Source organism: Peristeroidobacter agariperforans, assembly GCF_004138335.1.
In the GTDB taxonomy this organism is placed as follows: domain Bacteria; phylum Pseudomonadota; class Gammaproteobacteria; order Steroidobacterales; family Steroidobacteraceae; genus Steroidobacter; species Steroidobacter agariperforans.
Map to the genome: position 1 here is coordinate 1 of NZ_RYFW01000006.1, position 12,527 is coordinate 12,527.

Genomic DNA, 12,527 nt, shown 5'->3' on the forward strand with positions numbered 1-12,527 from the left:
AGAACAGGAGGGTGAGGAATTTTAAGTGACCGTAGCTGGGGAGTTTTGCGTGACCGATGACACCCACCGCTCGTATCCGCCAGCGGCGCGCAGCATCACGGAGGACTGCGAATGACGACCCCTCGAATGCTTCGCTTGCCGCAGGTGATTGCACTCACCGGCCTTGGCCGCGACAGCATCTATCGGCTGGGCAATGCCGGCCAATTCCCCCGCCCCCGAAAGATCAGCCAGCGTGCCAGCGCCTGGCGTGAGGATGAGATCCAGAAGTGGATTGAGTCGCGCCCTATCGCTGGCAAGTCGGCGGCCTAATGCGTGCCCACGCCGCCGCGCGCCAGCCTAGCGGGGCTGACGGCCGTAAGCATATCGACGGGAACGCCAACATCCTATCTATCCGACCCCGACGACGGATCGTAGAAATGCTCCGTGCTGTTGGGTTGAGCGTTGAGCTAAAGCGCATCGGTCGCTATGTCGTCCCGATCGTCACTATGGAGCGGCCGCGCTCATGAGCCGCCCCAGGAAGCGCAGGCATCGGCTGCCGCCCGGTAAGTTCGCCACCATCCCCGTCGATCATCTGAAGCGCGCTGCAGCCATTCTGAGCGCTTCTGAGCTGCGCGTATGGTTGGCGCTCTGTGCGCAGTCCCAGCCCTGGAGCAATGGCACGGCGAAGCTTTGCCGGTCTGTGGTGAAAGAGTTCCATCTCGGCTCATGGACGACGGTCAGCGATGCGACTCAAAAGCTGATCGATGCAAAGTTGATTGTTCGCACTCGGAAGTTCCGACCGCGCCACTGCGCACTTTACGGCGTAACTCACATGCCCCTGAACTATGACGCGATGGAGAAAGCAAACGCCGTCGAAGCAGCCGACCAACTTGCTACAGACAGTTGTAGCAAGACACTCGCTACAGATCCTGTAGCAAGAACTAACGGTGGGAGTAGCAAGTTGGGTCAAAACACCTCGGACTCGCTACAGCGTCTGTATCGTATCAAGGGAAAAAACCCTGCCGACTCGCTACAGGTGCTGTATCAGTCTAAGACTCTGCCATCCCCCACGGGGATTTCCGGGGCCGTCCCTCCGGTTTTCTCAGGTTCCGATTCCGCTCTTAGTGGCGAGCGGAGCGACACCAAATCTCAGTGAGCGTGGCCATCATGAGCGTTACCCCTGTCGCGCCGATCACTCACGTCGATTTCCAAAAACGCACCGAGCAGTCGCTGACCGATCGCATCCGCATGCTGGCGGCCCAGGGCCTAAAGATTCGCGACATTTCCAGCTTGTTGCACATCCATCCGTTGATCGTCATACGTGTGCTAGGCGGCCAGAAGTAGACAGCTCTAAAATGGAGTAACAATCAGGAAGTTAGATATCGATTCAAAGGATGCAAATGGTGGCGATATCCAAGTGATTTGTGATTCATAGGAGTCTGGTGTGCGAGGCGGATATCGATACAACGCTGGTCGGCCCGGCTGGCGACGCAAGTGCGAGCATATGTTGCGGTTCGACCTTCGACAGCTCACGAAGAGTGGGCGCGTTGCCGCCGGGCAGAGCTATAGCTGGTGCTGGTTTCGCGACGAAGAGAGGATTGCCAGCATCAGCGTGCGAACGATCCCGGATGCATTCTTGCTCGACTACACTTGGACACCCAGCGGCAGCCGACCGCAGGTGATTGCGTGCCGGATCGAGCTGACGCAGACGCCGTGCGCGCTTGGCGGCTGCCGCCGCTGGTTTGTATGTCCAGACTGCGGGCGTTTGTGCCTAGTGCTGTTTGGGATCTCACGTCGCGGGAATTTCGCATGTCGCGCCTGCCAGCGCCTCGCCTATGCGAGCGAGGCGGAGAGCCCTGTAGATCGCTGTTGGCGCGCTCAGCGAAAGCTGGAGGCGAAGCTCACGGATGACGGCAAGCGCCCAAAAGGAATGCGTCAAAGGACTTTCGAGCGCATCAAGGACAAGTGGGCCACGATCGAGGAGCGCAAGGATAATTTGCTGTGGCCAAGCTTGCTGCGCTTGGCGGGGTATCTGGACCGGAAATCCCCAGTATAAAGTCTTCGAAGCAGGCCATTATCTTGATGATGGCTTACGATCGGGGGCATCGCGCACTCATTTGAGAATCACTGCCGGCTGCACTTGGCGCTTCTCGCATAGCTGAATGTAAGCTGACATGGCTTTCGTAAGTGCTATCCTAGATTCCCTCAGGGCGGCATCTATCATCGGAGTGGTGATGGGCTTGTGCCTCTGAGTTAGGGCTTTTGGCTTGAGCGCGATCTGGCGCTGGTCGGCGTCGTCTGATATCAGCGCCATCGAGTGTGCTAAGTCATTGCGCTTGTTTTGGACGATCTCAACGTTACGGATTATTGTTTCAACGAGTTGCTTATCAGTTGAGTCGTGCGGCACGACTTCGAGCACTCTGTTGATGAGTTTCTTTCTAGTAGATAGTGCATCGATGGTGAAAAAGATCGCATGTGTTAGTTTGCTGTCGAGCTGAGCAAAGACCTGAAGCGTAAGGGCTAAGACTATCTCTGACGCCGTTGAATCCTGTACCAGCTTGCCAACCGCTATTAAGTACTTTTGAATTGCGGCGTTTTTTTTCATGACTTCCCCGAAAAAGATGAGCAGCGATTCGACGACACCTGGGGCATGCTAAGCGCGCCCCGAGGCTTCACGAACCGATCAAAGCGAAGCAAGCAAAGAATCAGAAGCCTGCTAAATAGCGGGCTTCGTCGTTATGGAGACCTACTTTGTCGTCCTTGACGCTCGGTCAAAGAGCGAAGGCTCTTTTAGAAGCCGCTCAGCGATATTTCGGTGCAGGCGAGCAAATTGTGCTAACGGTATGGTCACCCACAAGGGTTCGCTTTGTTCGCCTAGGAAATGGAAGGTCGCAGTTTGATTCTCTCGAGAAAGCTGAGCGTCAACTGTCTCGGCTGACAACTCACGGATAAATCTAGGCTCAACCATTTTACGAGACTCCTGTTCTTAGTTTTCGCGCGTCGATCTCATCTTCGAACAAACCGGACGCGCGTCCAGAGAGCATGACGGCCTTCCGCGCTGTCGGGGCCTTTCCGGGTTTGCAGGCTTGCGGGCTGTTCATTGTTTGATTTGCCTCGTTCCCCCTCCCTCCCTCCACGCGCACGCCTTTCAACTGACGCTACACGCTGCGTCGTCGCTTCCGGCCATCGACGCGCGGCGGAATCGGGCGGCCCGATCGTTCCAGTTCAAGCATGCGGCTGACGAGGTCAGTAGCCTCCAGGCCCAACGCCTTCGCATAGTCAGGCAACTCGATCGCCGACAGCATCCGCTCGCCAGATTCGACAAGGTGCGCGAAGTTCACCGGCCGCTTCATGCTGGCCGACACTTCCCGTTGAGACTTGCCTGCGGCTTCGCGCGCCTCGATCACGACAGCCATTAGTGCCCGATGCCTCCTTGAGTACCGCTGTTGTGCCACCGAGATTCCCGCGCTCCGCAATAGGGGGCGCTACGAATAGCGGAGCATCTAGGAACTATCGAAATTCGTAGCACTCGCTACGGAATCCTTAGCAGCCGTCTTTACCTCGCTTCAGGGAGAACGCCCGAAATGTTGCGGAGCATCGTACAGGGAATCAGGCGATCCTTCAGACGCCCGATCGCGCACCTGATCACCTATGTCGAGCGCGATGGCACACCAGACTTGGACGTGTGGAGTAACCGTATGATGGCCGACATATGGGCCGATCACTACCGGGAGGACGGCTGTACCGAGGTGACGGTGTCGCCCCTGTACGAGGATCGGGAGCTGCATGCGGCGCTAGCCGAGATCGACGCCAGACAGGAAAAAGCCCCGCCGATGATCGACACGGGCGGGACTCCAAGTGCGGATCAGCTATGCCTTCCGCTTGCCGACGAGACTATGCTCGACCACTCTAGGGATTGTCGTCCCGGTGGAAGCCACTCTATGGCCACAGGCGAAGGGGTAGAAATCGGGGTAGAAAGTTGAAGCCAATCACGGATTTGACTGCTTTTCTTGGCATTTCCACCCTTCTTTAGATGCCGGTCCCAGGCACCATCTCTCGATCCGCGGACTTCCACTAGAGTCCGCCTTACCCTCATCAAACCCTAGAAAGCAGGGGTTTTACGTTCCACCGCGAGATCCTGCTCAAGCACCGCTCGCGTAGATACTCGCGACATAGCGTCCGCGGCCATCGCCATGTCCGAGGTCCAAAGACGTCGCCGCGCGTGCCTCACGCTCGCTTGAGCCTACGTCGCGGTATACCCGCATGCGCTCCTCTGCGAAGGCGTAACGGGCGCTGTGACTCTGAATGCCCGAACCACCCCAGCGTGCGTGACACACACCGGCCAGCTCGCATCCAATCCCATCGAAATCGGCTCGAAGTTCAGTCTTTCTACTCATCACCCTACTCCAAAGCTATTCCGTCAATTCACAAACACACACATCCGGACATTCCCAGCAGGAAACATTCCTGCCTTTCTCCATCGCGAGCGGCCGGATGTGCTAGTCCGGTCTGTTGAGTTTCGTGGCCTCACAACAGCACGTGCCGTTGCATGTACTGCTGCTCACGCATGAGCGTGAGATCGAGGCTGCCCTTGGAGGGCCGCTCGCGGTGGCTGACGAAGGGAGCTTCGTTGCGAAGCTATGGTTGATTGCGTCCGTTGCAGACGCGGTGTCACTTTTCCGCATCGGTGAAATGCGTTGCGGTGACAGTGGGTTGCGGCAGTGGGCCGTGTGCGGGAAATGCTGCTGTTGGCGCAGCTTTGTATGTTTACGTCGTTTGAAGAATGCTTGCCGCAGGAGACGACCGCTGGACAGCGGATTGGAGAAGAAAGGCGTCAGCGCCCGAGTGATGAGTCAGGACCACAACCTGGTTGGCTGCGCAGCTCTGGCTGGTCTGAAGCTGCTTAGGGTGCCTGCAACGCAGGCGGGTTACGACGATGCCCTCGTCGTCAGGGAATAAATCGTCGGTGCCGAGAATGCGCCAACGCCTATCGATCTGCAAACCACCATCGTGAGTGCGCGCGCTCTGCGTCCGCTGATTTCCGTAGAGAGCTGCAAGGCACGCGATTGGCGATTCAGCTCGCCGGACTTTCCGCAGGTGCTGCGGTCGACTCCGCCGCGGCGTGGGCCGCATTGCGGCTCTCCTGGAAAAACCCTCTTGAGCCGGGTGCGGCAAGGTCCGCCCTCAATGAGAGAAAGGGACGTATTACGCAGCCAGCTCGATCTCGCATATCTATGCAATTTTTCGCATATCCACCAATCTCGCGTTCCAGCCCCGAGCACCGCAGCTGTCCCGCATTGAATGCACGCGAGCAACTGCAGCTGCTTTCTATACTTCCCTGATTTCCGGGCGGATATGCGCGGAGCTCCTGGCAACCGAAAGATGCGGCGGGACCTTCGGGGTAGGTGGTCGAGCTGACTGTGAAGAGAGCGAGAGACGTCAAGAACTTAGGTCTTGATTGTGGCGCCGGTCCCAGCGCCATCTCTTCGTGGTCCGGCTGCGGCAAGGCTCCGGCTCGATGCGAGAAAGCGACGAGTTATGAGACTCAGGCAACCTTGGTTGTAAGCTTTAACCCCAACGCTTTGACCACCTTCAGCACAGTCGAGAGACTCGGATTGCCCTCCGCTGGGAGCGCCTTGTACAACCCTTCGCGCGAGATGCCCGTATCCTTCGCAAGCTGTGCGCGCGCGCGAGCGATGTCTCCTAACGCCGCAGCGATGTACGCAGCGTCATCGCCTGCCTCTTCCATGCAGGCTTCGAGATACGCGGCGAGGTCTTCGTCGGATTTGAGGTAGTCGACTACGTCGCGTGGACCAACTCAGTCCGGCGTATGTCCCTTCAGCGGAAAATTTTCGCGCCACGGTCTCGCTTCGTCGACGACTCGCGCGATCGACGGATGCGCCAGCAAACGCGCTCGATAATCCCTCAATGCGGTGAGCGATTCCGGGATCGGATAGCCCCAGTGGGCGTAGAAGAGCGCCGGCGCGGCTGCGCAGTCTGCGATGCTGAATACATTGTTCGCGGCCCACTCGCGCCCTTCCATCCAGCGGTTCAGCCACGCGTAGCTCTTGTTCAGCGTCGCCTTCGATTCGACATTCGCATAGGGATCGCGTTTGTCTTCGTCGCGCAACGCGTTCAGAACCATTCGCGACAGCGGCGCCATCACGTAGTCATCGAAAACACTATCCATCTGTCGGGCTTCGATGGCAGCGCGCGGATCCGACGGAACCATCGGCGGTGCGCTGCCGTGATGAAGGTCGAGGTACTCGATGATGGCCGCCGATTCGATCACGGTGCGCTCGCCATCGACCAACACTGGAAACTGACCTGTCGGCGCGAGACGGCCAATCGCAGTGGCGTTGTCCGGATGATCGGCGTCGACCATCAGGAATTCGAACGCCACATTGCGCTCATAGGCTGCGATCAGCGCCTTCCAATAGAAGGCCGCGAACGGGTGACCGTAGATTCGCACCATCGAGTTGCTCTCCGACGCTTCAGAGGGGGGCGCAGTCTACCCCTTCGTCGAGCGCCGCAACTGAACGGTGGGCAGCAGGCCTAGTCTTCGGCTTCGACGCCCAGCTCTTTGAGAATGGCCTGCCGCAGTTGCTGAACTTCCGGGCTGGTGAGCTTGCGTGGATGCGGCATCTTCACGTCGAATGTCGCTTGAATGCGCGTGGGCCGCGGCGAGAGCACCATGACGCGATCGGCGAGATGAATCGCCTCTTCCACGTCGTGAGTAATCAGCAGCACCGTGTGTCGCTCCTGACCGAGGATCTTCAGCAACTCGTTGCGCATGCGCAAACTCATCAACGCATCGAGCGCCGAGAACGGCTCATCCATGTAAAGAATGGCGGGCTTGACCGCGAGCGCTCGAGCGATCTCGACGCGTTTGAGCATGCCGCCGGACAGCTCGTGCGGATAGGCGCCTTCGAAGCCTTTCAGACCGACGATGTTCGCGTAGTGATTGGCGATGGCGATCTTCTCGCTGGTCGACTCGACCGTGTTGAGGCCGAACATCAGGTTCTCTTGCACGGTGAGCCAGGGGAACACCGAACCGTGCTGTGAGATCAGAATGCCTTGCGGCCCCGGTTGCGTGCGAACCGCGCCATCGATGAGGACGCGGCCGGAGTCCGGCGGGATGAAGCCTGCAATCATGCGCATCAGCGTGGACTTGCCGCAGCCCGACGGGCCGACGATGGCGATGAACTCGCCGTCGCCCACCTGGAAGCTCACATCGTCGACGACGGCGAGCGTGCCTTTGTCGGTGCTGAAGCTCTTGCGCAGACCGGCGAGGTCGATCTTAATGGGCATAGCGCCACCGAACCATCTTCAATCCTTCCAACAGGCGCATCAGCCCATCGAGCAGCAATCCGATCAAGCCGATGATGATCATGCCGGCGATCACCAGATCGTAACGATTGCCGGCATTGCGCGAGTCGATGATCAGGTAGCCGAGGCCCGAGCGCAGCGCAATCATCTCGGCGGCGACGACCACCAGCCACGCGACACCCAGGCCGATGCGCATGCCGACGATGATCTGCGGCAACACTGCCGGAATCACGACTTGAGTAAACAACTTGTAGCGCGACACGCCGAAGTTTTCGGCCGCACGCAGATAACGTTTCTCGATCGTGTGCACACCGGCGACCGTCTGCACGACCATCGGAAACACCGAGGAGATGAAGATCAAGTAGATCGGCGACGCATTGCCGACGCCGAACCAAAGGATGGCGATCGGGATCCAGGCGATCGGCGAGATCGGACGCAGGATCTGAAACAACGGATTCAACGTGTCATAGGCGCCCCGCTGCCATCCCATCCACAAGCCGAGCGGCAAAGCGACCGCCAGCGCAAGGAAGAAGCCCGCGCCGACACGCCCCAGCGATGCACCGATGTGCATCCACAGGGTGCCATCGCGAATCAGCTCGACGGTGCCGGTCACCACCCGCCACGGCGTTGGGAAGATGACGCTGCGAGTCGTGGTCACGATCAACCACCAGGCGGCGATCAACAGCACGATGATCGCGATGCCCGGCAGGAACTGCCGAAGTCTGCTCATGCGGAAAGGCTCAAATCGAAATCATCCAGTCGGTTCATGGCTCTTGTTGCCGAACGCTTCGGCCAGTTGTAGTGCCCGCCAGCGCAGCCTGCCCCAGGGTGAGGCTGGCAACGGGTCGACAATGATAGTCATTTGTCCGCTGCTGTGCGCGGTGCAAGCGAATTGATATTCGGAAGCAACTTCGAATGGCAGGCGAAAGCTTTGTCCGGGCATGAGCAATGCGGGGCCGAAAGTCTGCGGCACCGTATCCTGGTTCTTGAGCAGCAGCACATCGTTGATGCCCAACGTCAGCCGGATCTGCTGCGGAAGAATATCGACCTGATCTCCCGACATGCGTCGTTGCCAGGTGCCTTCGGGAATCACAAACGGTTGTTCCCGACTCTCGCGCGCGGGCAGCGGCGCCAATGCAGCCCAGCTAACGACTGCTACAAAGGCGATAGCCAATATCAATAGCCTGCCTCGCCGCTTCATAACGCACTCACCCGCGAGCTCACTCGCTCAGCAATGCGCGAACGTCGTGCGCGAAATCATCCGGCAGTCGGCCATACGGCATCATCCCGCGAAGCAGACCTTCCTGGTCGATCAGATACACCGATGACGAATGTGCGACGGTGTAGCTGTTACCCAATGGCTTGCGTTCGGCCATCACGCCGTAGTTCTTGCGAACCGCCGCGAGCTGTGCAGGCGTCCCGGTGCCGCCGACGAAGGTCGGATCGAAACCGCCAAGGTACGCTTTCATCCGATCAGCAGTATCGCGTTCGGGATCGACCGTGACATAGACAACCTGTAGCTGCTCCCCCTGCGCGCCGAGCCGCTTGCGCGCTTGAGCCAGCGTCGCCAAGGTCGTCGGACAGACTTCGGGGCACGAGGTAAAGCCAAATCCCATGAGGATCACTTTGCCCCGATAGTTCGCTAGCGACAGCTTGCCCCCGCTCGATGCATCCAACGACAGCTCCGGCGCCGCACGCGGCGGCTCGAACACGCCCGCTTTGAGAGTTGGACGATCCGCGGCGACCGCGATCATTGCAAACAGCAATGCGACCACCGAACCTGCTACGCGATGTTTCATGGCGAGCATCAAAGGCTGATGGCCGCGGGCTGCGCGACCTTTGCAAAACTCTCGTCCATGTAAGTGTCGTACGCGATCGGATGCTTGATCGTGCCCGCTTCGATGGACAGCTGCATGAGCTCTTCGAACTCGGCGCGGATCATGCGCAGATCGCCGTAGGTCACCCGGTCCGTCGGATTCTCCATGACGAAGCGAATGATGTTCGGGTCCTGATTGAAGTACTCGCGGCCGGCCGCAATCTGCACTGCCTTGTCGCGATTGGCCTGTTGCAGATCGAGCCACTGACCCGCGCCGAGCACATGGTTCACCAGGCTCTGTACCAGCGGGCGATTCGACTGGATCAGCTCCTCGCGCACGGTGAGCACACAGCAGATGTAGTTGCGCCACTCATCGCGCGTCATGCGCAGCGGTCGTGCATATCCAGCGCTCTGAGCGGCTGCGCCAAACGGTTCGCCCGTGCAATAAGCATCGACGGCGTTTGCGTAGAGCGCTGCCGGCATGTCGGGCGGCGGCATTTCCATGATCTCGATGTCCGCCGGCGTCATGCCTTCCTGCGCCAGCATCTTGCGCAGGAACAGGAAATCGACCGCGAACCGGCTGGGAATGGCGATGCGCTTGCCCGCCAGCTGGCGAAACTTTTGATACGGCGAATCGGTGCGCACCATGATGACCGCGCCGGAGCGATGCCCGAGGGACACGATCTTCACCGGGATTTTCTTGTCCGCCAGGTCCATGACCAGCGGCGCCAGCATGTACGCGGCCTGAATGCGCCCGGCCATCAGCGACTCTTTGATCTCCGGCCAGCCGCTGTACTTGCTGTACTGGAACGCGGCGCCCGCCGCACCGGCCGCCTTGGCCTGGGCGACGCACGCCACTGGCAAAGTCAAATTGCAGGTGACTGGCAGGCCGCCGACGACCAGTGCATTCGACGACGAGTCGTTCGAGCAGGCGGCTAGGCCGACGGGGAGCGCCGCGGCCGTCATTGCCTGAAGCAATCGTCGACGCTGGAGTTGATAGGGACTGAGCATTACCACTACGAGCCGGGGAAATTCGGCGCGTAGTGTAGCCGAACGCCCGGGGCAACCCTAGGCGCGCAACTGCGCGGCCTGCACGCGATATTGTTTCATCCAGCCAATCAGATCGTCGCCCGGCATGGGACGGGCGATGAGCCAGCCCTGACCGAGCGTGCAGCCGAATTCCTGGAGCATGCGCCACTCCTGCAAGGTCTCGACGCCCTCCGCGACCGTCACGAGCCCAAGGCGATTGGCCATATCGATGGCGGAGCGCAGGATCACTTGCAGACTCTCGCGCTCCGGCGCGCCCCGCACGAAGCTGCGATCGATCTTCAACTCCGTGAACGGAATGCGTGCCAGCTGCTGCATCGAGGAGAAGCCCGTGCCGTAGTCGTCGATGGACAACCCGAAGCCTCGCAGGCGCAACTGCGCAAGCACGCTCAGCGCCGTGCCGACGCGAGTGACCAGCGAGCTCTCGGTGATCTCGACCACGATCTGATCGGGCGTGAGTCCGTGACACTGTTGTAACGATGAGATTTCGAGCGCGAGGTCAGCACGCTCGAGCAGCGTCGGCGACAGATTGATCGCCACCGGCAGGTGCAGCCCTCGCGCACGCCACGCTGCGTTCTGCAGCATCGCCTGATTCATCACGTCGATCGTCAGGCGATGTATCAACTGACTGCGTTCCGCCAACGGGATGAACAGATCCGGCGGGATGGGCCCGAGTGTCGGATGTGTCCAACGCGCGAGCGCCTCCACACCGCGCACGATGCCGGTGCGAATATCTGCCTTCGGCTGGTAGTGCACGTAAACGTCGCTGCGCTCCAACGCGTCGGCCAAGGCTGTTGCATCGACGGCCAATTCCGGTCGATGCGAAGTGCGCCGCAGCTCTCTACCCGCCGCGCTCAGAATGGCCTGACGCAAAACATCGGCCTGCAGCGGCTTTTGAACCGCAGCGAGCATGCGCAGCCCGAGCACCCCACCCATCTCACGAACGGTATCGATCAAGGCGCGCTCACGCGATGACGCCACGATCACCGGAATATCGAATCCGCGCTCCTGCAGTTTGACCAGGAACTCCGGGCCGTCCATCGTCGGCATTTCCAGATCGACAATGACCAGCTCGGGGCGAGGCGCGATCGCAGTCAATAAAGCCAGCGCCTCTCTGCCGTTGCTCGCCTCGTGCATCTTCTCGATGCCGAGCTCGCGGCAGACCGACACGGCGTGATCACGCTGCACGAAGCTGTCATCGACGATCAGCACGGAGGCGATCGGTACGGGTGGAAGTCTCATATCATTTGCCTTCGCTGCGCTTGCCGGCGCCGAAATCCAATATGGAGCGCGGCAACTCGCTGAGCGACTGGACGCGTTGCGCGCCGCCCATGCGGATTGCTTCTTTGGGCATGCCGAACACCACACAACTCGCCTCGTCCTGCGCGATCGTGCTCGCGCCGGCGTCACGCATTTCCTTCAACCCGCGCGCGCCGTCATCGCCCATGCCGGTCATGATGAGGCCGAGGACATTCGGGCCTGCGCACTTGGCGGCCGAGCGAAACAACACATCGACCGAGGGCCGGTGCCGGTTCACCAGCGGACCGTCGATGACTTCCATGTAGTAATACGCACCGCTGCGCTTGAGCATCATGTGCTTGCCACCCGGCGCGATCAGCGCCTGGCCAGGCAACAGACGCTCGCCATGCTTCGCCTCGCGCACTTCGATCTGGCAAAGACTGTTCAGCCGGCTCGCAAAGGCCGCGGTGAACTTTTCGGGCATGTGCTGGACGATGGCGATGCCGGGACTGACGCGCGGCAGGCAAGTGAGCACTTGTTCCAAAGCCTGCGTGCCGCCCGTCGACGTGCCGATCGCAATGATGCGCTCGGTGGTCTGTTGCATGGCCTTGGGGCCGCTGGGCGCCAGAATCGCATCGGCCGTGAACTTCGGCGGCACGGCGCCGAGCTGTTGTTGCGGCTCCGCACGCGGCGCTACTCGCAACTTGCTCACGTTGGCATGCGACGCCGCTTTCACAGCGGAAGCAAGATCCGCCGAAGCATCTTCGATGAAGCGGCGCAGCCCGAGCTTCGGCTTGGTGACGATGCTCACCGCGCCCGCTGCCAATGCTTCGAGCGTCGTGGCCGCGCCGGCTTCGGTCAGCGTCGAGCAAATGACCACCGGGGTCGGCCGCTCGCTCATGATCTTGCGCAGGAAGGTCAGCCCATCCATGCGCGGCATTTCCACGTCGAGCACGATGACTTGCGGCCACTTGGCCTTCATGCGCTCCATCGCGAGCAGCGGGTCCGCGACAGCACACAGCACTTCGATGCCGGGATCGGCATTGAGCACTTCGGTCAGCGCCTGGCGCACGACCGCCGAGTCATCGACGATCATCACCTGCACGCGCCGCAGGGG

General features: G+C 60.3%; 16 protein-coding genes and 1 pseudogene. 5 read left to right on the forward strand and 12 right to left on the reverse strand.

What is annotated here, in order from left to right; translation table 11 throughout:
• The first annotated feature begins 111 nt into the window (after window positions 1-111).
• The 4 genes from EK373_RS29255 (at window position 112) to EK373_RS29265 (ending at window position 2,035) form a co-directional block, all read left to right on the forward strand.
• Window positions 112-309: a helix-turn-helix transcriptional regulator gene (locus EK373_RS29255; protein WP_129648578.1), complete on the forward strand. Its 198-nt coding sequence runs from the start codon at window positions 112-114 to the stop codon at window positions 307-309.
• A 193-nt stretch (window positions 310-502) separates the two neighbouring features.
• Window positions 503-1,135 (forward strand): hypothetical protein, encoded by a 633-nt coding sequence (locus tag EK373_RS29260; protein ID WP_129648580.1) that lies wholly within the window; start codon window positions 503-505, stop codon window positions 1,133-1,135.
• An 11-nt stretch (window positions 1,136-1,146) separates the two neighbouring features.
• Entirely contained in the window at window positions 1,147-1,323 is a 177-nt protein-coding gene (locus tag EK373_RS33245) for a hypothetical protein (protein WP_157994595.1), read from the forward strand.
• 160 nt (window positions 1,324-1,483) lie between these two features.
• Window positions 1,484-2,035 carry a hypothetical protein gene (locus EK373_RS29265; protein ID WP_129648582.1) on the forward strand — a complete coding sequence of 184 codons (552 nt, stop codon included), beginning with the start codon at window positions 1,484-1,486 and terminating at the stop codon, window positions 2,033-2,035.
• A gap of 57 nt (window positions 2,036-2,092) precedes the next feature.
• Here EK373_RS29265 and EK373_RS29270 read toward each other — a convergent pair whose 3' ends face one another.
• Window positions 2,093-2,584 carry a hypothetical protein gene (locus EK373_RS29270; RefSeq protein ID WP_129648584.1) on the reverse strand — a complete coding sequence of 164 codons (492 nt, stop codon included), beginning with the start codon at window positions 2,582-2,584 and terminating at the stop codon, window positions 2,093-2,095.
• Between the two features lie 553 nt (window positions 2,585-3,137).
• Window positions 3,138-3,395 (reverse strand): helix-turn-helix domain-containing protein, encoded by a 258-nt coding sequence (locus tag EK373_RS29275; RefSeq protein WP_129648586.1) that lies wholly within the window; start codon window positions 3,393-3,395, stop codon window positions 3,138-3,140.
• A 168-nt stretch (window positions 3,396-3,563) separates the two neighbouring features.
• On the opposite strand from EK373_RS29275, the gene EK373_RS29280 reads away from it, so the two are divergent.
• A complete protein-coding gene (locus EK373_RS29280) occupies window positions 3,564-3,962 on the forward strand; it encodes a hypothetical protein (protein WP_129648588.1) in 399 nt (132 codons plus the stop codon).
• 159 nt (window positions 3,963-4,121) lie between these two features.
• Here EK373_RS29280 and EK373_RS29285 read toward each other — a convergent pair whose 3' ends face one another.
• The 10 genes and pseudogenes from EK373_RS29285 to EK373_RS29330 all read right to left on the reverse strand — a co-directional run bounded on the left by EK373_RS29285 (window position 4,122) and on the right by EK373_RS29330 (window position 12,524).
• A complete protein-coding gene (locus tag EK373_RS29285) occupies window positions 4,122-4,376 on the reverse strand; it encodes a hypothetical protein (protein WP_129648590.1) in 255 nt (84 codons plus the stop codon).
• A 1,148-nt stretch (window positions 4,377-5,524) separates the two neighbouring features.
• Window positions 5,525-5,785 (reverse strand): annotated as a pseudogene (locus tag EK373_RS29290) (addiction module antidote protein); the annotation flags it as partial.
• Between the two features lie 12 nt (window positions 5,786-5,797).
• Window positions 5,798-6,454, reverse strand: a complete 657-nt coding sequence (locus EK373_RS29295) for a glutathione S-transferase family protein (protein ID WP_129648592.1) — start codon at window positions 6,452-6,454, stop codon at window positions 5,798-5,800.
• A gap of 80 nt (window positions 6,455-6,534) precedes the next feature.
• Window positions 6,535-7,290 (reverse strand): ABC transporter ATP-binding protein, encoded by a 756-nt coding sequence (locus EK373_RS29300; protein ID WP_129648594.1) that lies wholly within the window; start codon window positions 7,288-7,290, stop codon window positions 6,535-6,537.
• The gene (locus EK373_RS29305; RefSeq protein WP_129648596.1) at window positions 7,280-8,038 is read right to left on the reverse strand and encodes an ABC transporter permease; all 759 of its coding nucleotides are present in this window, start codon (window positions 8,036-8,038) and stop codon (window positions 7,280-7,282) included. The genes EK373_RS29300 and EK373_RS29305 overlap by 11 nt, the downstream gene beginning before the upstream one ends.
• Window positions 8,039-8,059: 21 nt before the next feature.
• On the reverse strand, window positions 8,060-8,509 hold the full coding sequence (locus tag EK373_RS29310; protein WP_129648598.1) for a cupredoxin domain-containing protein: 450 nt from the start codon (window positions 8,507-8,509) through the stop codon (window positions 8,060-8,062).
• A 19-nt stretch (window positions 8,510-8,528) separates the two neighbouring features.
• Window positions 8,529-9,107 carry an SCO family protein gene (locus tag EK373_RS29315; RefSeq protein ID WP_129648600.1) on the reverse strand — a complete coding sequence of 193 codons (579 nt, stop codon included), beginning with the start codon at window positions 9,105-9,107 and terminating at the stop codon, window positions 8,529-8,531.
• A gap of 8 nt (window positions 9,108-9,115) precedes the next feature.
• Window positions 9,116-10,090: an ABC transporter substrate-binding protein gene (locus EK373_RS29320; RefSeq protein WP_198683739.1), complete on the reverse strand. Its 975-nt coding sequence runs from the start codon at window positions 10,088-10,090 to the stop codon at window positions 9,116-9,118.
• Window positions 10,091-10,192: 102 nt separating this feature from the next.
• Window positions 10,193-11,413 carry an EAL domain-containing response regulator gene (locus EK373_RS29325; RefSeq protein ID WP_129648604.1) on the reverse strand — a complete coding sequence of 407 codons (1,221 nt, stop codon included), beginning with the start codon at window positions 11,411-11,413 and terminating at the stop codon, window positions 10,193-10,195.
• A gap of 1 nt (window position 11,414) precedes the next feature.
• Entirely contained in the window at window positions 11,415-12,524 is a 1,110-nt protein-coding gene (locus EK373_RS29330; protein WP_129649052.1) for a protein-glutamate methylesterase/protein-glutamine glutaminase, read from the reverse strand.
• Window positions 12,525-12,527: the final 3 nt, after the last annotated feature.

Excerpts from the sequence above, each read along its gene's own strand:
- EK373_RS29275 (WP_129648586.1), bottom strand. The coding sequence starts at position 3,395 with ATGGCTGTCGTGATCGAGGCGCGCGAAGCCGCAGGCAAGTCTCAACGG.
- EK373_RS33245 (WP_157994595.1), top strand. The coding sequence starts at position 1,147 with ATGAGCGTTACCCCTGTCGCGCCGATCACTCACGTCGATTTCCAAAAA.
- EK373_RS29305 (WP_129648596.1), bottom strand. The coding sequence starts at position 8,038 with ATGAGCAGACTTCGGCAGTTCCTGCCGGGCATCGCGATCATCGTGCTG.
- EK373_RS29300 (WP_129648594.1), bottom strand. The coding sequence starts at position 7,290 with ATGCCCATTAAGATCGACCTCGCCGGTCTGCGCAAGAGCTTCAGCACC.
- EK373_RS29285 (WP_129648590.1), bottom strand. The coding sequence starts at position 4,376 with ATGAGTAGAAAGACTGAACTTCGAGCCGATTTCGATGGGATTGGATGC.
- EK373_RS29320 (WP_198683739.1), bottom strand. The coding sequence starts at position 10,090 with ATGACGGCCGCGGCGCTCCCCGTCGGCCTAGCCGCCTGCTCGAACGAC.
- EK373_RS29325 (WP_129648604.1), bottom strand. The coding sequence starts at position 11,413 with ATGAGACTTCCACCCGTACCGATCGCCTCCGTGCTGATCGTCGATGAC.
- EK373_RS29315 (WP_129648600.1), bottom strand. The coding sequence starts at position 9,107 with ATGAAACATCGCGTAGCAGGTTCGGTGGTCGCATTGCTGTTTGCAATG.
- EK373_RS29310 (WP_129648598.1), bottom strand. The coding sequence starts at position 8,509 with ATGAAGCGGCGAGGCAGGCTATTGATATTGGCTATCGCCTTTGTAGCA.
- EK373_RS29280 (WP_129648588.1), top strand. The coding sequence starts at position 3,564 with ATGTTGCGGAGCATCGTACAGGGAATCAGGCGATCCTTCAGACGCCCG.
- EK373_RS29260 (WP_129648580.1), top strand. The coding sequence starts at position 503 with ATGAGCCGCCCCAGGAAGCGCAGGCATCGGCTGCCGCCCGGTAAGTTC.
- EK373_RS29265 (WP_129648582.1), top strand. The coding sequence starts at position 1,484 with ATGTTGCGGTTCGACCTTCGACAGCTCACGAAGAGTGGGCGCGTTGCC.
- EK373_RS29270 (WP_129648584.1), bottom strand. The coding sequence starts at position 2,584 with ATGAAAAAAAACGCCGCAATTCAAAAGTACTTAATAGCGGTTGGCAAG.
- EK373_RS29295 (WP_129648592.1), bottom strand. The coding sequence starts at position 6,454 with ATGGTGCGAATCTACGGTCACCCGTTCGCGGCCTTCTATTGGAAGGCG.
- EK373_RS29255 (WP_129648578.1), top strand. The coding sequence starts at position 112 with ATGACGACCCCTCGAATGCTTCGCTTGCCGCAGGTGATTGCACTCACC.